Below are 20,527 nucleotides of genomic sequence, written 5' to 3'. Positions count from 1 at the left end.
GACGGGTGACCACGCACCGCCCCTTCGCACTCTCTCGAGGAACCGATGCCCGACACTCCCGACGACGAGCAGGTCCGCCGCCTGCTCGCCGACGCACGCCACGACGAGCCGATGCCGGCCGACGTCGTCGCGCGTCTCGAAGGAGTGCTCGACGACCTCACGGCCGAGCGCCGGGAGGTCACGCCGCTCGCGGGCCGGCGTACATCTGACCCTGACCCCGACTCCCCTGAGCCCAACTCCCCTGGCGCCCTCTCCTCGCCCGGGCCCCTCTCGTCGGCGGCTGACTCGGCTCTCCCCGGCTCGGCCCGGCCTGCCGGGCATCGATCTGCCGCCCGTCGATCTGCTCGAAGCCGGCGCTGGGCGGTGGCGCTCGTCGCGGCGGCGGCCGTCGTGGTCGGCGGGGCCGTCGTGCGCACGCTGGGGCCGGACCACTCCGGCGGCTCGAGCTCAGGCAGCGCGGCGTCTGACTCCTCGGCGATGAAGGAGTCCGGCGGGCAGGTCGCCGGACCCAGCGCCGCTGCGGGCGTCGCGGAGCTGCATCGGGCCACACTCGAGGCCGACGTACGCCGCGCGACGACCGCCCTCCGGTCCGGCCTCATGTCGAGCGCACCGCCGGCAGTGGCCGGCGACGCCGGCTGCGCGCCCGCCGACTGGGGCCCCGGCGAGGCCGTCCCGGCCCGCCTCGATGGGGTCGACGTCATGCTCGTGCTCCGTCCCCCGTCGCACGGGAAGCAGGTCGCCGACGTGCTCGCGTGCGGGTCCGCCGAGGTGCTCGCGTCGGTCACTGTTCCGGCAGGCTGACCGCACGGCTCGCCGACTCCGGAGACGGAACAAACCTCACCTAGGATCGGTTACAGGAACTGCCCCGCAGCGGACGCCGTCACGAGGCGTCTCGGGCGGCGGGGAGCCAACCGAGGAGAGCAATGACCGACCAGACCGAGCCCCGCAACGTCATCATCATCGGGTCCGGACCCGCCGGCTACACGGCGGCGGTGTATGCCGCCCGCGCGTCCCTCGCGCCCCTCGTGTTCGAGGGCTCCGTGACGGCCGGCGGCGCGCTGATGAACACGACCGAGGTGGAGAACTTCCCCGGCTTCCGCGACGGCATCATGGGCCCCGAGCTCATGGAGAACATGCGTGCGCAGGCCGAGCGGTTCGGCGCCGAGCTGGTCGCGGACGACGTCATCGAGGTCGACCTGACCGGTGAGATCAAGAGGGTCGTCACCTACGGGGGCACGTTCTACGCGAAGGCCGTCATCCTCGCGATGGGCTCCGGCTACAAGAAGCTCGGTCTGCCCCACGAGGACACCCTCTCGGGCAAGGGCGTCTCCTGGTGTGCCACCTGCGACGGGTTCTTCTTCCGCGAGCAGCACATCGCCGTCGTGGGCGGCGGAGACTCGGCCGTGGAGGAGGCCACCTTCCTCACCCGCTTCGGCTCGAAGGTCTCCCTCATCGTGCGTCGCGGCGAGCTGCGCGCCTCCAAGATCATGCAGGAGCGTGCCTTCGCCGACCCCAAGCTCGAGATCGAGTGGAACAGCGTCGTGGAGTCCATCAACGGCGCCGACCGGCTCGAGTCGGTCACGCTGAAGGACACCGTGACCGGGGAGACCCGCGACCTGCCCGCGACCGGCCTGTTCATCGCGATCGGGCACGAGCCGCGCTCCGAGCTCGTCGCCGGCCAGGTCGACCTCGACGCGGAGGGCTACGTGCTCACCCACACCGACTCGACCGCGACCAACCTCCGCGGCGTCTTCGCCGCCGGCGACCTGGTCGACCACACCTACCGCCAGGCCGTCACGGCCGCCGGCTCCGGGTGTGCGGCCGCGCTGGACGCCGAGCGCTTCCTCGCCCTCCTCGAGCACGAGCAGGGCGCGACTCACCGGGCCGCTGAGGCCGCCGAGGTCGACGCGGCCTTCGCTCAGGCCTGACCCGGCCGCGAGGCGCCTCGGGAATGTCCGAGGCGCCCCGTAGGTTCCTCCATCAGACGTTTCGTTCACTTTCATACCGAAGGGTGGCCCCTGTGGCTGACAACATCACCGCCGTGACCGACGCCGAGTTCGACAGCACGGTCCTCAAGTCCGACAAGCCCGTCCTCGTGGACTTCTGGGCGGAGTGGTGCGGGCCGTGCAAGCAGGTCGCCCCGATCCTCGACGAGATCGCCGGCGAGCACGGCGACAAGGTGACGTTCGTGAAGATGAACGTCGACGAGAACCCCGTCACCCCGTCGAACTACCGCGTCACCGGCATCCCGACCATCAACGTGTACAAGGGCGGCGAGGTCGTGAAGTCGATCGTCGGCGCCCGCCCGAAGGCCGCGATCCTCAACGAGCTCTCCGAGTTCATCAACGCCTGACGAGACTCCGTCGACTGCCCCAGCACCTCATGGTGCTGGGGCAGTGGTGTCTCTGAGGATCTGCTCCGCGTAGCGTCATGCGGACGGTGGAAGCGGTTGCTCCGTCCGCATGACGTCCCAGGGCCGGGCCGGTGCGTCGTCATGAGCTCCCTGGAGTGCGGGAGCGCAGCGAGCGCAGACCCGCACGGGTCGCCTTGGGCGCGGGGTGCTTGGGTCGTACGACGCCGATGAGCCGCTCCAGCGCCCCCTCGACCTCCTCCCGCCACCGCAGTGCGCTCTTGAGGTCCATCCGCAGGCGCGGCGCGGTCGGGTGTGCGCGGTAGGTCTTGAAGCCGACGCGTGCCAGGAACTGCTCCGGCGCGGCGCACCGGCTCCCGTGGACGCCGCTCATCGGTCCTCGGTCCCCGAAGGCCTCGACCGCACGGATGCCACCTCGCTGGATGAGGTCGCGCGCCATCCCCTGGATGAGGATGCGGCCCAGCCCGCCGCCACGGTGGTCGGGGTGGATCCAGGCGGTCGTCAGCAGCACGGCGTCGGAGGAGACCGGCGCCGTGGGGAAGCTGGCAGCGCCGGGGACGAACGCCTCCGGCGCGTAGATGACGTAGCCGACGGGTTCGTCGTCCACGAGCACCACACGTCCGCACGAGCCCCAGTCACGGAGCACGCCCGACAGCCACGCGTCCTTCTCGTCGGCCTCCTCGCCGTCGCACACCTGCATGCGGCGTACCGGGTCGAGCTCCCAGAACAGGCACGTGCGGCACGGCGCCCGCACCTCTTCGAAGCTGTCCAGCGTCAGCGGGGCGACCCTGCGCGACACGACGCCTCCTGACCTCGCACGGGTGTGACGCGACCATCGGTCAAGACCGGTGTACGCGCCCTGGGCTCATCATCCATGCTAGGAGGATCATGGAAACCCTGCCATCGTCCGGGCCCTCGCGTCATCCGTCAGTCCTCGACCCTTACGTCGACCGGTACGCAGCCCGCACGGCAGGAATGACCGCCTCCGAGATCCGAGCACTCTTCGCTGTGGCGTCGCGCCCCGAGGTGGTCTCGCTCGCCGGCGGGATGCCGAACATCTCGGGGCTGCCCCTCGACGTGGTCGGCGGCGCGATCGCCGAGCTGGTGGCCGCGCAGGGGCCGGTGGCGATGCAGTACGGCTCGGGCCAAGGGTTCCCGGAGCTGCGCGAGCAGATCTGCGCGGTGATGCGGTTGGAGGGCATCCGTGCGGACGCCGACGACCTGGTCGTCACGGTGGGTTCGCAGCAGGCCGTGGACCTGGTCACCCGCGTGTTCTGCGATCCGGGTGACGTCGTCATCTGCGAGGCGCCGTCCTACGTCGGTGCTCTCGGCGTCTTCAAGAGCTATGAGTGCGAGGTCGTGCACGCGGAGATGGACTCCGACGGGCTGGTGCCGCAGGCGCTGCGCGACGCCATCCGCGCCACGAGGGCCGCCGGCAAGACGATCAAGTTCCTCTACACGATCCCGAACTTCCACAATCCCGCCGGCGTGACGCTCTCGCTCGAGCGACGCCACGAGATCGTCGAGATCTGCGCGGCCGAGGGCATCCTCATCCTGGAGGACAACCCGTACGGGCTGCTCGGCTTCGACCACGACCCTCTGCCGGCGATGCGGTCGCTGCAGAGCGACAACATCATCTACCTCGGCTCGTTCTCGAAGACCTTCGCGCCCGGCTTCCGCGTGGGCTGGGCGCTCGCGCCTCACACGGTCCGCGAGAAGCTCGTGCTCGCGCAGGAGAGCGCGACGCTGTGTCCGCCTCAGTTCAGCCAGATGGCGATCTCGGCGTATCTCGCCGCGCACGACTGGCAGGGCCAGATCAAGCAGTTCCGCGAGATGTACCGCGAGCGTCGCGATGCCATGATCGCCGCCCTGACGGACCTCATGCCCGCCTCCGTGCGGTGGAACGTGCCGGACGGTGGCTTCTACGTCTGGCTCACCCTCCCTCCGGGCGTCAACGCCAAGGCGATGCTGCCCCGAGCCGTCACGGCGCGCGTGGCCTACGTGCCCGGGACCGCCTTCTTCGCCGACGGCTTCGGGTCGGCGGCGATGCGGCTGTCCTACTGCTATCCGACGCCCGAGCGGATCCGGGAGGGCGTACGCCGCCTCGCCGGCGTCGTCGAAGCCGAGCTGGAGCTCCTCGACACGTTCGGTGACGCCCGCGAGCTCCGGCTCGGGGCCGGTCTGGACAACCCCGGCACCGACGTGCGCTGAGCCGCCGACCAGACGCAAATGCCCGCCCCCTGCACGCCGACCGGACGCAGATGGTCGCACCGTGCACGCCGACCGGGCGCAACTGCCCGCGCCGTGCGCGTCGACCGGGCGCAGATGGTCGCGACGGGCGCTGGCCCGGGCCACTGTTCGCAGCCTGCGCCGACACGGCTCAGCTGTTCGCGCCCTGCGTGCCGACCCGGGCGCACAGGTTCACGAACCCCCCGCCGACCTGGCCCACACCTCACCCACCCACCCCTGACCGGACGCAGATGCTCGGGTCCCGGCCGGCGCGGCGGCGTCACCAATGAACTGGACCACTTCCAGGTCACAGTCAGTTGACTGTGACCTGACAGTCCAAAACACCTAACGCCCTTGTGCCCAACCCCGGGTCCACGCGGTCCGATGAGGGTGTGCTGCCGAGCAGGCGCAGATGGCTGGCCCCACCGGCCTTGCCGCCGACTCTCCGCCGCTGAGTCGGTTTGTCGACAAACCGATTGAGAGATAAGTCAGTTCAGGCGACATACGGCTGGTCGCGACACACGCGCAAGCAGCCGCCTACCGCCGCCGGGCCGCGCCGTAGGACTCGACAGCACCCGTCCGCCAAGAGCGATGTATGGCTTTATCGACAAAGAAACGAAGCGACAGCCACTTCCCTCAACCGCTCCCGAGCCACCGCGGGCCGGCTTGGCCCCACGTCTCAGTCGGACGGTGTCACGAACAGTCGTCGACGACCCATGCCGACCGACACAGACCGACACAGACCTACGGCGATCGACGGCGATGCACGCCCACCCACACCGGGCCCAAGCCGACCCTACGCCGACCCCACGCCGACCCCACGCGGACCCCGGGGCCGACCCTGGGCCGCGACCCACGACGACCAAAACCGCCGGACGCCGACCGACGCGACCCGCGATCCGCTAGATCGGCCTGTCGCTCCGGTTCCGGGGATCAATCACGTCGACGATCCTGCGCAGATCCTCCAGCGTCGCGAACTCGATGGTGACCTTGCCCTTGCTGCGGCCCAGGTCCACCTTGACGCGCGTCTCGAGACGGTCACCGAGTCGGTCGGAGATCTCCTCCAGCCCAGGAGCGACCGGCTTCGCGCGCGTTGCACGTGGAGCTCGCTTCTCGCCCGTCTCGCCGATCGCGACGATCTCCTCGAGTGCCCGGACGCTGATCCCCTCGGCGACGACCCGCTGCGCGAGCCGGTCCTGCACCTCGGCGTCGTCGACCGCCAGCAGGGACCGTGCGTGACCGGCGGAGAGCACACCGGCAGCCACCCGTCGCTGGACAGCGGGGGAGAGGCGCAGCAGGCGGATCGTGTTGCTGATCTGCGGACGCGAGCGACCGATCCTGGTGGCCAGCTCCTCATGCGTGCACTCGAAGTCCTCCAGCAGCTGCTGGTAGGCCGAGGCCTCCTCGAGCGGGTTGAGCTGTGCGCGGTGGAGGTTCTCGAGCAGCGCATCACGCAGCATCGCTGTGTCGTCGGTCTCGCGGACGATCGCGGGGATCGTCTCGAGCCCTGCCTGCTGCGTCGCGCGCCAACGACGCTCGCCCATGACGAGCTCATAGTCATCATCAGCCCGCTTGCGCACGACGACGGGCTGGAGGAGGCCCACCTGAGTGATGGAGTCGACCAGTTCGGCCATCGCATCCTCGTCGAACACCTGCCGCGGGTTGACGGCGTTGGGTGTGATGCTCGAGACGGGAATCTCAGCGAAATAGGCCCCATTGACGGCCTTCAGAGGCGAATCTTCGATCTGAGAGCCGTTCGCGGGTTCGGTGGACCTCAGGTCCACCCCCTCGCTGTTCGTCGATTCTGGGGCAAAGTCCGGATGACGGACGTCATGGTTGACAGGAGGGGCCGTCGGTATGAGCGATCCGAGGCCTCGTCCGAGCCCCCGCTTCGCGATGGGCTTGTTCATGAGGCGAGCCCCTTCGAGGCGATCTCACGCGCCGCTTCGAGGTAGCTCAGAGCGCCTGGCGAGCCCGGGTCGTAGGTCATCACGGTCTGCCCGTACGACGGCGCCTCCGACACCCGCACGGAGCGCGGGATGTAGGTGCGCAGCACCTGGTCGCCGAAGTGCGACTTGACCTCTTCGGCGACACCGGCGGCCAGCCGCGTGCGCGCGTCGAACATGGTGATGAGGATGGTCGACACCGCGAGATCGGGGTTGAGGTGCGCGCGGACCATGTCCACGGTCTTGAGGAGCTGGCCGAGCCCTTCGAGCGCGTAGTACTCCGCCTGGATCGGGATCAGCAGCTCTGCGCCGGCGACCAGCGCGTTGATGGTCAGGAGGCCGAGCGACGGGGGACAGTCGATGAGCACGTAGTCCCAGCGGTCCTCGCCCGCGGTACTCTCGCCACCCACCCGGGGGTGCGCCCGCAGCGCGCGCTCGAGCCGGCTCTCACGAGCCACGATGCTCACCAGCTCGATCTCCGCACCGGCGAGGTCGATCGTGGCCGGCACGACGTCGAGCCCAGGCAGCTCAGGGGAGGGCACCACCACGTCCTGCAGGGGAGTGCCGTCGACGAGCAGCTCGTAGGTGCCCGGCGTCCCCTGGAAGTGGTCGACGCTCAGCGCGGTGGAGGCGTTGCCCTGCGGGTCCAGATCGATGACGAGCACGCGCTGGCCCAGCTGTGCGAGAGCCGCGGCGATGTTGACCGTGGACGTCGTCTTGCCGACGCCGCCCTTCTGGTTCGCGACCACGAAGATGCGCGTGGAGGCGGGCCGGGGGACTGCGGGCCGACTCTGGGAGCTGAGGCGCGCCAACACGCTGTTCTCGGCGGCGCGCGCGAGGGGAGTCTCGTGGTCAGCCAACGCCGTGGCCTGCTCCGCGAGCTCAGCGGCCGTCTTCACCTGGTACGCCGCACGGCCCGTTTCACGTGAAACATCGCCACTCATCTCGGAGCCTTCCTGTGGAGAACCATCGAGATCCTGTGGAGAATCACGCTCAGAGGCACGGTCTCCAGCGGTGGAAAACCCATCAGCCACCTGCACGCGCTGCTCGCCCTGTGTCACGCGTTCCCCCTACGATCCGGTTGTCGCCGCTTCTTCTTCGTCGACGCCGCCGGCCGCCGAGCAGACGGCAAAGATACCTGCGACGGATCGGCCCAAGCCACTCGCAGACAGACAGTCGTGGTGTCCACCAACCCGACGCCCAACTCGGTGACGACCGGCTCGGCACAGCCGAGGCGAGCCAGCACGGGCGCCGCCTCCTTGACCTCCGCGACCACAGACGACCCCTTCATCGCCACCAGCGCACCGCCAGGCGCGACGAGCGGCATCGACCACGTCAACAGGCGCTCCAACGGCGCCACCGCCCGCGAGGTCACCACATCGAACACCCGGCGGCCATGAAGGTCGTCGGCGCGACCCCGGACGACCTCTACGTTGTCGAGCTCCAGGTCGGCGACGACCTCCTCCAGGAACGTCGTACGCCTCAGGAGCGGCTCCACCAGCGTCACCGTCAGGTCGGCGCGAGCGATCGCCAGCACGACCCCGGGCAGGCCGGCACCCGAGCCGATGTCGGCCACCGACGCCCCGTCAGGTATCGCCTCTGCCAGCACCGCGCAGTTGAGGATGTGTCGATCCCAGAGACGGGGGACCTCACGCGGCCCGATGAGACCGCGGACGACGCCCGCGTCAGCGAGCCACGAGGCGTACCGCTCGGCGAGCACGACTCTCTCAACGGTAAACACCCTCCCCGCAGCCGCCGGGGCATCCGGCGGAGGGGAGGGTGACAGCCCTTCGCGGCTCTCAGTCATCGTGCCCGGAGTTTCACGTGAAACAAGCGCCGCAGGCAGCGCCCGTCGAGAGAGACGGCAAGCACGGACATCTGCACTCCACGAGCCCGCTAGGCGGGCTGAACGACCACGTAGCGGCGGGGCTCCACGCCCTCGGAGGAAGAGGTCAGCCCGGCGGCTGAGACGACGTCGTGGACCACCTTGCGCTCGAACGGCGACATCGGGTCCAACGCCACCGGAGCACCCGACTCCTTGACCTTCGCGACGGTCTCCGATGCCACCTTCTCGAGTGCGGCCCGCTTGTCGGCGCGGAAGCCGGAGATGTCCAGCATCAGACGGGAGCGCTCACCGGTCTCGCGGTAGACAGCAAGGCGCGTGAGCTCCTGCAGTGCGTCGAGCACCTCGCCGTCGCGGCCCACCAGCTGGGAGAGGTCGGCGCCGACGATCGACACGGCGGCGCGGTCGCCCTCCACGTCCATGTCGAGATCGCCGTCGAGGTCCGCGATGTCGAGGAGCTCCTCGAGGTAGTCCGCCGCGATGTCGCCCTCCTGCTCCAGCTGCTTCACGCGATCCTCGTCGTGGGCGCCGGCCGCGTTGGTCTCCTCGGTCATGCGTTGTCGTCCTTCTTCTGCTGGGTGGGGCGGGAAGACTGCTTGCGCTGCTCGCGCGACTGCCGCTTGGGCTGCTGGCGCTGGGAGGGCCGCGTCTCCTCGACGGTCTCGGTCGCCGCCGGAGCCTCGAGCGCGACGGCCCCGCCATGGCGCGCGGCCTTGGCGCGGTCGCGCTCCTCCTTGGCCTTCGCCGCGGGCGTGCCGGGCGCCGGGTTGTTGCGGATGACGTAGAACTGCTGCGCCATGGTCCAGATGTTCGACGTCGTCCAGTAGATCATCAGGCCGATCGGGAACGCGATGCCGCCGACGGCGAAGACGACGGGGAGAACGTAGAGCAGCATCTTCTGCTGCTGGGCGTACGGCCCGCTCATCGCGTCGACCGGCATGTTCTTGCTCATCAGCTGACGCTGCGTGGTGAAGGTCGTCGCCGTCATGGCCACCACCAGGATGATCGCGAGCACCACGACGTTCGTGGTCGTGTGGTGCGTCAGCGACTCGGAGATGTTCGCACCGAAGATCTCGGCGTGCTTGATCTCGTCCACGTCGGCCTGCGTGAGGAAGCCCTTGGGGTTCCCCTTCGCCGCGTTGTTGAGCAGGTGGAACAGCGCCAGGAAGATCGGCATCTGCAGAATCAGCGGCAGGCACGAGGCGAACGGGTTGGTCCCCGTCTCCTTGTAGAGCTTCATCGTCTCCTGCGCGAGACGCTCCCGGTCGTGGCCGTACTTCTTCTGCAGCTCCTTGACCTTCGGCTGGATGAGCTGCATGTTGCGGCTGGACTTGATCTGCTTGACGAACAGCGGGATCAGCATCGCTCGGATCGTGACCGTCAGGCCGATGATGGCGAGCGTCCACGACCAGCCCGAGGAGATACCCGGGACGAGGTCGAAGAGGCGGTGCCAGGCCAGCCAGATCGCCGAGATGGCGTAGTAGAGCGGGGTGCCGATGGTGGTCAGCAGATTGCCCACGGGGTCGGGCTCCTAACGGGGTCAGTGGGTCGTGCGCGTGCGCACGCGAGAGGATCGAGGGGGGACCGGGTCGTAGCCGCCGGCGGCCCAGGGATGACAACGCCCGACGCGGCGCACCGCCAACCAGGTGCCCCGAAGACTGCCATGCACCTGCACCGCCTCCAACGCGTACGCCGAGCAGCTCGGGTGATACCGGCACACCTGACCGTAGAGCGGACTGATCAACAGCCGATACGCCCGGATGAGGCCGATGAGCACGAGCTTCAGTGGATCGATCACGAGGTCACCCGCTCGAGGCAACGAGCCAGGTCCGTGGCGAGTTCCGCATAGCTGGCGTCCGCGGAGGCGGGAAGCGCGCGTACGACGAGCACAGCAGAGCCCGGGAGCCGCGTCTCCGAGCTGGAGAGCTGCTCCCGGGCCAGGTGTCGAAGTCGCCGCTTCACACGGTTGCGGGTCACCGCCGGCCCGACCGCCTTGCTGACCACGAACCCGATGCGCACACCTTCGTCACCTGACGGTGTCTCGAGGTGGACGACCAGGGTCCGGCTTCCGGAGCGGCGCCCACGGCGCACCGCCGACGCGAAGCCCGTGGCGTCGGTGAGCCGATGGGCACGATCCAGCACAGCCGGGCCGACGCCGCGGTCAGCAGAGGCCGGGACGGACTCAGACGGCCAGGTCCTTGCGGCCCTTGCGGCGGCGCGCCGCGAGGATCGCCCGTCCGGCGCGGGTGCGCATGCGCAGGCGGAAGCCGTGCGTCTTCGCGCGACGACGGTTGTTCGGCTGGTACGTACGCTTGCTCACGAGATTTCCTTCGGTGGATCGGCTCTTGGCGTGTCGCCCGGCAACAGTCGGCAGCACCGTGATCCACTGTGCCCCGCCTCGACAAGCGAGGGAGAGGCACCGAGGATCGACCCGGTCGGCTGGCACCGCCCGCCCGCGGTCGAGCCCGAGAGCTCCGGATTCCGTGGACATGCGGCGTCGGTCGACGCACATTTTCTGCTACCGGCGACCGGCCAACGGTACGCGGTGCGAAGTGACAGGGTCAAACTCCCGCAGAGTGTCCCCATAGCCCCCTTGGACGGGACCCTCGGGACGATCGTCACGGCCTGTGGACAACATGTTGCTCCGACCACGCGGCGGGGGTTACGTTCCTCTGGTACCGAGGTTCCCTGCCGTCGCCGTGGACCCTCGGGCGCTTCCGCGGGGGGAGCAGTCGCAAGAGTACTCGGATGCGTCTCTGACCTGCGGAGACGCTCGGGGATCAGCATCGGCGCCGTGTCTCGGTCCGGCTCGGTCCACACCTCGCGAGCCGGGTTCACAGCCTGTGGACAAACTTGTGGAGACCAGCACAGGCACGACTGACCGCGGCCGTCGAACGGGCGTCCGAGACACCTCACAGGGAAGGCTGATCCACGTGGACGACTCGTCAGCGCCGGAGCCCGCAGTGACAGGGGCCTACCGAGGCGCGGAGGACCCCGGTGCGACGGCTCTGGAGGCGGCCTGGACGGCCGTCGTGCTCGGTCTCCAGCCGAGCCAGCAGGCCTGGGTGCGCACGAGCCACCCGGTCGCGATCCACGGAGACACCGCGATCATCGCCGTCCCCAACGACTTCACGCGCAACCGCCTCGAGGGAGCACTGCGCAAGGACCTCGAGGACGCCCTGAGCGGACAGCTCGCGCGCGAGGTCCGCATCGCCGTCACCGTGAATCCCGAGCTCGAGGTCGACGCAGCGCCGCCGTCCATGCCGATGAGCCCGCTGGCCACCGTGACGCCGATGACGCCACCGACGCCGTCCGCCGACGTTGTCGCTTTGCCGTCAAGTCACCAAGTCGATATGTCGACAATGGCCCCGGACCTGCGCTCGAACGGAGCCGACCCACGTCCCAGTGCGCTCGAGACGCGCCTCAACCCGAAGTACACCTTCGAGACCTTCGTCATCGGGTCGTCCAACCGCTTCCCGCACGCCGCGGCCGTCGCCGTGAGCGAGGCGCCGGGCAAGGCCTACAACCCGCTTCTCGTCTACGGCGAGTCCGGCCTCGGCAAGACCCACCTGCTCCACGCGATCGGCCACTACGTCCGCAGCCTCTACAACGGGGCGAAGGTGCGCTACGTGAGCTCGGAGGAGTTCACCAACGAGTTCATCAACGCGATCCGCGACGACCGGCAGGACCGCTTCAAGCGGCGCTACCGCGACGTCGACGTGCTCCTCATCGACGACATCCAGTTCTTGGAGGGCAAGACCCAGACCCAGGAGGAGTTCTTCCACACCTTCAACACCCTTCACAACGCGAACAAGCAGATCGTGCTGACGTCCGACCGCGCGCCGAAGCGGCTCGAGGCCCTCGAGGACCGGCTGCGCAACCGGTTCGAGTGGGGCCTCATCACCGACGTCCAGCCGCCCGACGTCGAGACGCGCATCGCGATCCTGCGCAAGAAGGCCGCGATGGACCGCCTGACCGCGCCGCCGGACGTGCTCGAGTTCATCGCGACCAAGATCCAGACCAACATCCGCGAGCTGGAAGGCGCGCTCATCCGTGTGACCGCCTTTGCGAACCTCAACCGCCAAGAGGTCGACATGACCCTGGCCGAGATCGTCCTGAAGGACCTCATCCCCGAAGGCGGCGAGCCGGAGATCACCGCCGGCCTCATCATCGCCCAGACGGCGGCGTACTTCGGGCTCTCCATCGACGAGCTCACCGGACCCTCCCGCGGCCGCCACCTCGTCATGGCCCGTCAGATCGCCATGTATCTGTGCCGCGAGCTCACCGACCTCTCCCTGCCCAAGATCGGCGCACAATTCGGCAACCGGGACCACACGACGGTGATGTACGCCGAGCGGAAGATCAACCAGCTCCTCGCCGAGCGCCGCGCCGTCTTCAACCAGGTCAGCGAGCTCACCAACCGCGTCAAGCTGCAGGCCCGGCAGACCTGAGGCGTTCCGTCGCCTTCACCGACCTGCTGAGGCCCCACGAGCGCTGCTCGTGGGGCCTCGTGGCGTCCGAGGGGCGTCCTGAGGGTCTCGATACGCCCTCGCCCAGGGGCTCGGGCTACTCGACCAGCGAACACACACGCCCTCGCCCAGGGGCTCGGGCTACTCGACCAGCGAACACACACGCCCTCGCCCAGGGGCTCGGGCTCATCGACCAGCGAACCGAAACCGTCGGTCGAGTAGCGAGCGCCAGCGAGCGTATCGAGACCCACCCACCCCAGCCTCGACCGACGAAACCCAGGCGCGGACGCCAGCCCTGTGTAATTCCACCCCCGAACGCCCCGAATTACACGGGGAGGATCTGAGGACGAGCGGTGTCGTTCATCAACGGCGTCGGCCGCCGCCCACACGGACCCTCGCGTCTCCACGGCAGCCTCCACAGGCGCTGTGAGCGACGATCCCTCCACACGACCAGCCAGGACGCGAGTTCTCCACAGTTTCCACCGACCCTATGACTCCCTCGGAACTACATCCGGCTCGATTGCTCGTGAAAACCCACGACGCCCCTTTCCTGGGGACAACCACCCGACAAGCGAGCTCGGCGACGCCGACGAGCCTGTCGTTCGACCTCACCCGCGCGTGCCGACCACGCGCCGGACATGGCAGGATTCAGGTCCCTACGTCTCAGCCCGCCCCCGCCCGAGCAAGAAGGACCACCCATCGTGAAGTTCCGCGTCGACCGCGACGTGTTCGCGGATGCCGTCGCCTGGGCTGCCCGCAGCCTTCCCGTCCGGCCGAGCACGCCTGTCCTGTCCGGGCTCCTGATCGAGGCGAGCGACGAGGGTCTGGTGCTGTCGACCTTCGACTACGAGACGTCGGCACGCGCCACGCTCTCGGCCGAGGTCTCCGACGAGGGCAAGGCGCTCGTGAGCGGGCGGCTCCTCGCCGACATCGTCCGCAGCCTCCCGGCCAAGCCGGTCGAGCTGACCCTCGACGGTGCCCGCGCCAGCCTCACCTGCGGGTCCGCGCGCTTCAGCCTGCAGACGATGCCGGTCGAGGACTACCCGACGCTGCCGGACATGCCGACCGCCGCGGGCACCGTGAAGAGCGACGTCTTCGCTCACGCGGTCGCTCAGGCCGTCACCGCAGCCGGCCGCGACGACATGCTGCCGGTGCTGACCGGCGTACGGCTCGAGATCGACGGCTCCGCCATCTCGCTCCTGGCCACCGACCGCTTCCGGCTCTCCATCCGTGAGCTCGAGTGGTCGCCCACCACGCCCGACGAGACGCTCGCGGCCCTGGTGCCGGCGAAGGTGCTCGCGGACACCGCCAAGTCGCTGACCAGCGGCAGCGAGGTCACCATCGCGCTGTCGGCCGGCGGCGCGGGCGAGGGCATCATCGGCTTCGAGGGCGCGGCCGCGGGCGGCGTACGGCGCACGACGACCCGTCTCCTCGACGGCGAGTTCCCCAAGGTCCGCAGCCTCTTCCCCAACGAGCACCTCACCAAGGCGCTCGTCGACAAGGCCGCCCTGGTCGAGTCGGTCAAGCGCGTCTCGCTCGTCGCCGAGCGCAACACCGCCGTCCAGCTGAAGTTCTCCGACGGCGTGCTGACCCTCGACGCCGGCTCAGGCGACGAGGCTCAGGCGTCGGAGTCGATCGAGGCCGACATCCAGGGCGAGGACCTCACCACGGGCTTCAACCCGCAGTTCCTCCTCGACGGCCTCACCGCGATCGACCAGGGCACGGTCGAGCTGGCGTTCACCCAGGCCTCGAAGCCGGTCGTGATCAGCGGCTCGGCGCCCGACGCCGACCCGGGGTTCCGCTACCTGCTGATGCCGCGCCGGCTCCTGTCCTGAACCACGCCCCGAGTGGGCACAGGAGCGGTTGAGCGGGCAGGCCGTCGCGGCCTGTCCAGCGTCTAGTCTGGAGCGGGACCACCCGCGAGAGGAGCGCCATGCACATCGGACTCGTCGGCCTCGGCAAGATGGGCGGCAACATGCGCGCTCGTCTGCGCAACGACGGCCACACCGTCATCGGCTACGACCGCAACCAGGATCTCTCCGACTCGACCAGCCTGGCCGACATGGTCGACCAGCTCCGCAAGCAGGGCGACGGACCCACCGTGGTGTGGGTCATGGTGCCCGCCGGCGACCCGACCCACTCGACGATCACCGAGCTCAAGGACCTGCTCACCGAGGGCGACCTGGTGGTCGACGGCGGCAACAGCAAGTACACCGACGACGCGATCAACGCCGCGTCGCTGGCGGAGAAGGGCATCGGCTTCGTCGACTGCGGCGTCTCCGGCGGCGTGTGGGGCCTGCAGAACGGCTACGCGCTGATGTACGGCGGCAAGACGACCGACGCCGAGAAGGTCATGCCCGCGCTCAAGACGCTCAAGCCCGACCACACCGAGGACGGCCTGGTCCACTGCGGCGAGACGCCCGGCGCCGGGCACTTCGCGAAGATGGTCCACAACGGCATCGAGTACGCGATGATGCAGGCCTACGCCGAGGGTTGGGAGCTGCTCGACAAGGTCGACATCGTCCAGAACGTGCCCGAGATCTTCGCCTCCTGGCGCACCGGCACCGTGGTCCGCTCCTGGCTGCTCGACCTGCTGGTCGACCAGCTCCGGGCCGACGAGCACCTGGACAAGATCCGGGGGTACGCCGACGACTCCGGCGAGGGACGCTGGACCGTCCAGGCGGCGATCGACAACGCCGTGCCGATGCCGGCGATCTCGGCGTCGCTGTTCGCCCGCTTCGTCTCCCGCCAGGAGGACGACGTCGCGATGAAGGCCATCGCCGCGATGCGCAACGGGTTCGGCGGCCACGCCGTCATCTCGGAGTCGGAGGCCTGAGCGCCCTGCTGCGCGGGAGAAACCAGCACGGCAGCATCCGCCACGTCCTGTTCGACGCCGACGGCGTCCTCCAGCACCGGCCGGGTGGGTGGGAGACCGCGTTCGAGCAGTGGCTCGGCGTCCGCGCCAGCGACTTCCTCGCCGAGATGTTCGAGGCGGAGAAGCCGGCCATCCGCGGCGAGCGCGACCCGGTCGACATCCTCGCGGAGTTCCTCGACAGCTACGGCGTCGACGCCCCGGCCGAGGAGGTCTTCGAGTCGGTGTGGCACCACATCGAGCCGGTGCCACGCAGCCTCGACCTCGTGCGACGGCTCCGCGCGGCCGGCTACGGCGTCCATCTCGGCACGAACCAGAGCCTGCGGCGGGCGGCATACATGCGCACCGAGCTCGGGTACGACAACCTCTTCGACGTCTCCTGCTACTCGGCCGAGCTGCGGCTGGCCAAGCCCGATCCGGCGTACTTCCGCACGGCGGCGCAGCTGATCGGCACGGACCCGAGCACGGTCGTGTTCGTCGACGACGTCGAGCCCAACGTCGACGGTGCGCGCGAGGCCGGCATGGCCGGAATTCACTGGCATCTGGCCGACGGCCACGACCTGCTCGAGAAGATGTTGGCCGACCACGGAGTCGTCCCCACCTCCGCCTAGAGTTCTCTCACAGGACGTTCGGAGAGGAGGGGTCGTGCACGTCTCGCACCTCACCCTCCACGACTTCCGGTCCTACGACAGCGCCGAGGTGGCCCTCGAGCCGGGCGCGACGGCGTTCGTCGGCCTCAACGGCCAGGGCAAGACCAACCTGGTGGAGGCGATCGACTACCTCTCCCGGCTGCAGTCTCACCGCGTCGCCTCCGACGCGCCCCTCGTGCGCGCGGGCGCCGACCAGGCGGTCGTGCGCGCGGCGGTCGTGAAGGACGGCCGCACCGCCGTCCTCGAGGTCGAGATCAACCCCGGCCGCGCCAACCGTGCCCGCATCAACCGCTCCCCGCTCCCACGCACCCGCGAGCTGGTCGGCCTCGTCCGCACCGTCGTCTTCTCGCCGGAGGACCTCGCCCTGGTCAAGGGGGACCCGAGCGAGCGGCGGCGCTTCCTCGACGACCTCATGGTCCTGCGTACGCCGCGCCTCGCCGGTGCGCGAGCCGACTACGAGCGGGTGCTCAAGCAGCGCAACTCGCTGCTGAAGTCCGGTCGCGCCGCCGGCCGCGGGGGACAGGAATCGCTGCTCTCGACATTGGCGGTGTGGGACGACCAGCTCGCGCGGACCGGCGCGGAGATCCTCGCCGAGCGGCTGGCGCTCACCGAGGCGCTGCGGCCCTACATCGGCAAGGCCTACGAGACGGTGGCCCGCGGCGCGTCTCGCGACGACGCGGAGATCGCCTACCGGCCGTCGTTCGACCTCGAGGGCGCGACCACGCAGGCCGAGCTCGAGAAGGCGATCCACGCCGAGCTCGCCCGTCGGCAGCGCGACGAGCTGGACCGGGCGGTCTCGCTGGTCGGTCCGCACCGCGACGACCTGCTGCTCACCATCGGCGCCGGCGCGCCTGCGCCCGAGGACCCGGAGCGCAGGAGCCACCTCCCGGTGAAGGGGTATGCGTCGCACGGTGAGTCTTGGTCCTTCGCGCTGGCGCTGCGGCTGGCGTCGTACGACCTGCTCCGCGCCGACGGCGACGACCCCATCCTCATCCTCGACGACGTCTTCGCCGAGCTCGACAGCGAGCGCCGCGACCAGCTGGCCACCCTCGTCGCCGACGCCGAGCAGGTGCTCGTCACCGCCGCGGTCGGAGCCGACGTCCCCGAGGTGCTGCGCGGCGTGCGCTACCGCGTTGCGGGCGGGGAGGTGACCCGTGAGGAGTGAGGACGACGCGCCGCGTGAGGCGGAGGGTCAGGCGCCCGACGACGCTCCGCCCGCCGATGGCCTGGAGCTGGCGCGAGCGCTGATGAAGGCCACGGCCGGCGCCTCGACGCGGAAGGTGCGGCGCCGCCGCCCCGACCAGCGCCTGTCCGACGGGGCCACACGGGGCCGCGTCAGCGGCAGCCACCCCGACGACCGCGACCCCCAGCTCCTCGATGCGACCCTCGGCCGATTGGTCGCCGACCACGGCTGGGAGCTCGACCTGCGCGTCCACGGCGTCTTCGGCCGCTGGGGCGAGCTGGTCGGCGCCGAGATCGCCGACCACGCGACACCGGAGTCGTTCGCCGACGGCCGCCTGGTCGTGCGGACCGACTCCACCGCCTGGGCGACCCAGCTGCGCCTGCTGGCACCGACCGTCGTACGCCGTCTCAACGAGGAGCTCGGCCACGGCACGGTCACCGCGATCGAGGTGCTCGGCCCGCACGGGCCGTCGTGGCGGAAGGGTCGACTGTCCTCTCGGGACGGGCGCGGGCCGCGCGACACCTACGGGTGAGACCGAGTCCCGCCGCGTCGTCCCGCCGACGCGGATCCGCGGGCCGAATCTGGCGATCTGCGGGCCGCGCGACCGTACAGGGACCCATCCGGCCCCCTGATCGGGCCGCGCAACGCCGGTTCTGGCACGTCACGGGGCACATTTCATCCACAGACGCCTGCCTCCTGGGGGACGGGAGCGTGGGTTCGGGGCCTCCAGACGGTAATATCGGCGTGTGAGCGAAGCCGACGAGACCGCCGACACGCAGTCCCAGCCGACACAGGAGGCAACTCCCGAGCAGCCCACCTCCTCCACCCCCGTGGGGATGGAGTACGACGCATCGTCGATCCAGGTCCTCGAGGGCCTCGAGGCCGTCCGCAAGCGCCCGGGTATGTACATCGGCTCCACCGGCGTCCGCGGTCTCCACCACCTCATCTGGGAGATCGTCGACAACGCCGTGGACGAGGCGCTGGCCGGCTACTGCGACACCATCCTGGTCACGCTGAACCCCGACGGCTCGGTCAGCGTCGAGGACAACGGCCGCGGCATCCCGACCGACACAGCGCCGGGGCAGGAGCTGCCGGCGGCGACCCTCGCGCTGACGGTCCTGCACGCGGGCGGCAAGTTCGGCGGGGGCGGCTACAAGGTCTCCGGCGGCCTGCACGGCGTCGGCTCGTCGGTGGTGAACGCGCTCTCCACGCATCTGCGGCTCGAGGTCAAGAACCGCGGCTTCCTCTGGGAGCAGGACTTCTCGAGCGGCGTCCCCGACTACCCGCTGCGCCAGGTCCGCCCCCTCGAGGAGGGCGAGCGCACCGGCACGAAGGTGACCTGGTGGGCGTCGGACGACATCTTCGAGACGACTGAGTACAACCTCGAGACGATCTCGACCCGCTTCCGCGAGATGGCGTTCCTCAACAAGGGCCTCAAGATCGTCCTGCGCGACGAGCGGCCCGAGACCGAGGAGATCGCCGAGGCCGTCGCCGACGAGACGTCGGTCGAGAGCGAGGTCGCCTCGGAGGTGCACGCCACCGACGCCGACGGCCACAAGATCCTCGAGCAGATCTTCAAGTACGACAACGGGCTGGCCGACTACGTCGAATACCTGAACAAGCGCAAGACGCCGGTCTCCCCGGTGATCCACTTCGAGGCGGAGACGGACGGCAAGGCGCCCAACCCGATGAGCCTCGAGCTGGCGATGCAGTGGCAGGCGTCGTCGTACAACGAGGCGGTCCACACCTTCGCGAACACGATCAACACCCCCGAGGGCGGCACGCACGAGGAGGGCTTCCGCGCCGCGCTCACCAGCCTGATGAACCGCTGGGGCGAGGAGTGGGGCCTGATCAAGAAGAAGGAGGACCGCCTCACGGGCGACGACATCCGCGAGGGCCTCACCGCGATCATCAGCCTCAAGATCGGCGAGCCGCAGTTCGAGGGCCAGACGAAGGCCAAGCTCGGCAACACCGAGGCGAAGGGCTTCACCCAGTCGGTCGTCAACGACCAGCTCGGCGCCTGGCTGGAGCAGAACCCGGGCGAGGGCAAGGAGGTCATCCGCAAGGCCCAGGCCGCGGCGACCGCCCGCATCGCCGCCCGCAAGGCGCGCGACCTCGCCCGCAACCGCAAGGGCCTGCTCGGCAACGGCGCCCTCCCCGGCAAGCTGGCCGACTGCCAGTCCAACAACCCCGACGAGTGCGAGATCTTCATCGTCGAGGGCGACTCGGCGGGCGGCTCAGCCAAGTCGGGCCGGGACCCGCGCATCCAGGCGATCCTCCCGATCCGCGGCAAGATCCTCAACGTCGAGAAGGCGCGCCTCGACAAGGTGCTCGCCAACCAGGAGGTCCAGTCGATCATCTCGGCGCTGGGCACCGGCGTGCACGACGAGTTCGACATCGCCAAGCTGCGCTACCACAAGATCGTGCTGATGGCCGACGCCGACGTCGACGGCCACCACATCAACACGCTCCTGCTGACGCTGCTGTTCCGCTTCATGCCGCAGCTGATCAAGGAGGGCTACGTCTACATGGCGCAGCCGCCGCTCTACCGGCTGCGGTGGAACAAGCCCCACGAGCACGAGTTCGTCTACTCCGACGCGGAGCGCGACGCGCTCATGCGCGACGGCATCGAGCAGGGCAAGAAGCTGCCGAAGGAGAATCCGGTCCAGCGCTACAAGGGTCTGGGCGAGATGAACGCCGACGAGCTGTGGGAGACCACGATGGACCCGTCGCAGCGCCTGATGCTCCAGGTCACGCTCGACGACGCGGCGCACGCCGACGAGATCTTCTCGATCCTCATGGGTGAGGACGTCGACCAGCGCCGCTCCTTCATCCAGCGCAACGCGAAGGATGTCCGCTTCTTGGACATCTAGCCCGCGGGTGAGCACGCAAACGGACCGCAGCGAGGACCCGCTTGCGTCGGCTCACCACCCAGAGATCAGCTGACGACCGCATGACCACAGC

The 20,527-nt window shown here is 69.5% G+C and carries 20 protein-coding genes; 11 read left to right on the top strand and 9 right to left on the bottom strand.

Translation table 11 applies throughout. From position 1 onward, the window contains the following. Positions 1 to 45 precede the first annotated feature (45 nt). The 3 genes from ACYQ1K_RS20185 (at position 46) to trxA (ending at position 2,353) form a co-directional block, all read left to right on the top strand. Complete coding sequence (locus tag ACYQ1K_RS20185; protein WP_459985049.1) at positions 46 to 801, top strand: hypothetical protein; 756 nt, start codon at positions 46 to 48, stop codon at positions 799 to 801. Between the two features lie 122 nt (positions 802 to 923). Then, positions 924 to 1,928, top strand: a complete 1,005-nt coding sequence (gene trxB / locus ACYQ1K_RS20180) for a thioredoxin-disulfide reductase (RefSeq protein WP_459985048.1) — start codon at positions 924 to 926, stop codon at positions 1,926 to 1,928. Positions 1,929 to 2,020: 92 nt separating this feature from the next. After that, positions 2,021 to 2,353, top strand: coding sequence for a thioredoxin (trxA, locus tag ACYQ1K_RS20175; protein ID WP_459985047.1), 333 nt, complete (start codon positions 2,021 to 2,023; stop codon positions 2,351 to 2,353). 139 nt (positions 2,354 to 2,492) lie between these two features. Here the strand turns inward: trxA and ACYQ1K_RS20170 are convergent, their stop codons facing one another. Continuing rightward, on the bottom strand, positions 2,493 to 3,170 hold the full coding sequence (locus ACYQ1K_RS20170) for a GNAT family N-acetyltransferase (RefSeq protein ID WP_459985046.1): 678 nt from the start codon (positions 3,168 to 3,170) through the stop codon (positions 2,493 to 2,495). Between the two features lie 89 nt (positions 3,171 to 3,259). Between ACYQ1K_RS20170 and ACYQ1K_RS20165 the strand changes: the two genes are divergently transcribed. After that, positions 3,260 to 4,582, top strand: coding sequence for an aminotransferase-like domain-containing protein (locus tag ACYQ1K_RS20165; RefSeq protein WP_459985045.1), 1,323 nt, complete (start codon positions 3,260 to 3,262; stop codon positions 4,580 to 4,582). A gap of 920 nt (positions 4,583 to 5,502) precedes the next feature. Here ACYQ1K_RS20165 and ACYQ1K_RS20160 read toward each other — a convergent pair. The 8 genes from ACYQ1K_RS20160 to rpmH form a co-directional block, all read right to left on the bottom strand. After that, positions 5,503 to 6,510: a ParB/RepB/Spo0J family partition protein gene (locus ACYQ1K_RS20160; RefSeq protein WP_459985044.1), complete on the bottom strand. Its 1,008-nt coding sequence runs from the start codon at positions 6,508 to 6,510 to the stop codon at positions 5,503 to 5,505. Further along, positions 6,507 to 7,490 (bottom strand): ParA family protein, encoded by a 984-nt coding sequence (locus ACYQ1K_RS20155; protein WP_459985043.1) that lies wholly within the window; start codon positions 7,488 to 7,490, stop codon positions 6,507 to 6,509. Before ACYQ1K_RS20155 ends, ACYQ1K_RS20160 begins: the two co-directional genes overlap by 4 nt. A gap of 113 nt (positions 7,491 to 7,603) precedes the next feature. Continuing rightward, a complete protein-coding gene (gene rsmG / locus ACYQ1K_RS20150; protein WP_459985042.1) occupies positions 7,604 to 8,287 on the bottom strand; it encodes a 16S rRNA (guanine(527)-N(7))-methyltransferase RsmG in 684 nt (227 codons plus the stop codon). A gap of 155 nt (positions 8,288 to 8,442) precedes the next feature. Next, positions 8,443 to 8,943, bottom strand: a complete 501-nt coding sequence (locus tag ACYQ1K_RS20145; RefSeq protein WP_459985041.1) for a Jag family protein — start codon at positions 8,941 to 8,943, stop codon at positions 8,443 to 8,445. After that, positions 8,940 to 9,908 (bottom strand): membrane protein insertase YidC, encoded by a 969-nt coding sequence (gene yidC / locus ACYQ1K_RS20140; RefSeq protein ID WP_459985040.1) that lies wholly within the window; start codon positions 9,906 to 9,908, stop codon positions 8,940 to 8,942. Before yidC ends, ACYQ1K_RS20145 begins: the two co-directional genes overlap by 4 nt. Before the next feature lie 21 nt (positions 9,909 to 9,929). After that, a complete protein-coding gene (yidD, locus tag ACYQ1K_RS20135) occupies positions 9,930 to 10,187 on the bottom strand; it encodes a membrane protein insertion efficiency factor YidD (protein ID WP_459985039.1) in 258 nt (85 codons plus the stop codon). After that, positions 10,184 to 10,531: a ribonuclease P protein component gene (gene rnpA / locus ACYQ1K_RS20130; protein WP_459985038.1), complete on the bottom strand. Its 348-nt coding sequence runs from the start codon at positions 10,529 to 10,531 to the stop codon at positions 10,184 to 10,186. Before rnpA ends, yidD begins: the two co-directional genes overlap by 4 nt. Before the next feature lie 40 nt (positions 10,532 to 10,571). Continuing rightward, positions 10,572 to 10,709 (bottom strand): 50S ribosomal protein L34, encoded by a 138-nt coding sequence (gene rpmH / locus ACYQ1K_RS20125; protein WP_192679977.1) that lies wholly within the window; start codon positions 10,707 to 10,709, stop codon positions 10,572 to 10,574. Between the two features lie 613 nt (positions 10,710 to 11,322). Here rpmH and dnaA point away from each other — a divergent pair. The 7 genes from dnaA (at position 11,323) to gyrB (ending at position 20,436) form a co-directional block, all read left to right on the top strand. Further along, entirely contained in the window at positions 11,323 to 12,840 is a 1,518-nt protein-coding gene (gene dnaA / locus ACYQ1K_RS20120) for a chromosomal replication initiator protein DnaA (RefSeq protein WP_459985037.1), read from the top strand. Between the two features lie 719 nt (positions 12,841 to 13,559). Beyond that, positions 13,560 to 14,693 carry a DNA polymerase III subunit beta gene (dnaN, locus tag ACYQ1K_RS20115; protein ID WP_459985036.1) on the top strand — a complete coding sequence of 378 codons (1,134 nt, stop codon included), beginning with the start codon at positions 13,560 to 13,562 and terminating at the stop codon, positions 14,691 to 14,693. Between the two features lie 98 nt (positions 14,694 to 14,791). Further along, positions 14,792 to 15,694, top strand: coding sequence for a phosphogluconate dehydrogenase (NAD(+)-dependent, decarboxylating) (gene gnd, locus ACYQ1K_RS20110; protein ID WP_459985035.1), 903 nt, complete (start codon positions 14,792 to 14,794; stop codon positions 15,692 to 15,694). After that, on the top strand, positions 15,691 to 16,341 hold the full coding sequence (locus tag ACYQ1K_RS20105) for an HAD family hydrolase (RefSeq protein WP_459985093.1): 651 nt from the start codon (positions 15,691 to 15,693) through the stop codon (positions 16,339 to 16,341). Before gnd ends, ACYQ1K_RS20105 begins: the two co-directional genes overlap by 4 nt. A gap of 34 nt (positions 16,342 to 16,375) precedes the next feature. Then, the gene (gene recF, locus ACYQ1K_RS20100) at positions 16,376 to 17,545 is read left to right on the top strand and encodes a DNA replication/repair protein RecF (protein WP_459985034.1); all 1,170 of its coding nucleotides are present in this window, start codon (positions 16,376 to 16,378) and stop codon (positions 17,543 to 17,545) included. Further along, a complete protein-coding gene (locus ACYQ1K_RS20095) occupies positions 17,535 to 18,095 on the top strand; it encodes a DciA family protein (protein ID WP_459985033.1) in 561 nt (186 codons plus the stop codon). The genes recF and ACYQ1K_RS20095 overlap by 11 nt, the downstream gene beginning before the upstream one ends. A 304-nt stretch (positions 18,096 to 18,399) precedes the next feature. Beyond that, the gene (gyrB, locus tag ACYQ1K_RS20090) at positions 18,400 to 20,436 is read left to right on the top strand and encodes a DNA topoisomerase (ATP-hydrolyzing) subunit B (RefSeq protein WP_459985092.1); all 2,037 of its coding nucleotides are present in this window, start codon (positions 18,400 to 18,402) and stop codon (positions 20,434 to 20,436) included. The last annotated feature ends 91 nt before the right edge of the window (positions 20,437 to 20,527 follow it).

This window comes from Nocardioides sp. AN3, assembly GCF_054653495.1.
This window is presented reverse-complemented; position numbering and strand designations above follow the sequence as displayed.

Bases quoted from the DNA above. Each gene is read 5' to 3' on its own strand.
- ACYQ1K_RS20185 (WP_459985049.1), top strand. From the start codon at position 46: ATGCCCGACACTCCCGACGACGAGCAGGTCCGCCGCCTGCTCGCCGAC.
- trxB (WP_459985048.1), top strand. From the start codon at position 924: ATGACCGACCAGACCGAGCCCCGCAACGTCATCATCATCGGGTCCGGA.
- ACYQ1K_RS20165 (WP_459985045.1), top strand. From the start codon at position 3,260: ATGGAAACCCTGCCATCGTCCGGGCCCTCGCGTCATCCGTCAGTCCTC.
- ACYQ1K_RS20160 (WP_459985044.1), bottom strand. From the start codon at position 6,510: ATGAACAAGCCCATCGCGAAGCGGGGGCTCGGACGAGGCCTCGGATCG.
- ACYQ1K_RS20155 (WP_459985043.1), bottom strand. From the start codon at position 7,490: ATGAGTGGCGATGTTTCACGTGAAACGGGCCGTGCGGCGTACCAGGTG.
- ACYQ1K_RS20145 (WP_459985041.1), bottom strand. From the start codon at position 8,943: ATGACCGAGGAGACCAACGCGGCCGGCGCCCACGACGAGGATCGCGTG.
- gnd (WP_459985035.1), top strand. From the start codon at position 14,792: ATGCACATCGGACTCGTCGGCCTCGGCAAGATGGGCGGCAACATGCGC.
- gyrB (WP_459985092.1), top strand. From the start codon at position 18,400: ATGGAGTACGACGCATCGTCGATCCAGGTCCTCGAGGGCCTCGAGGCC.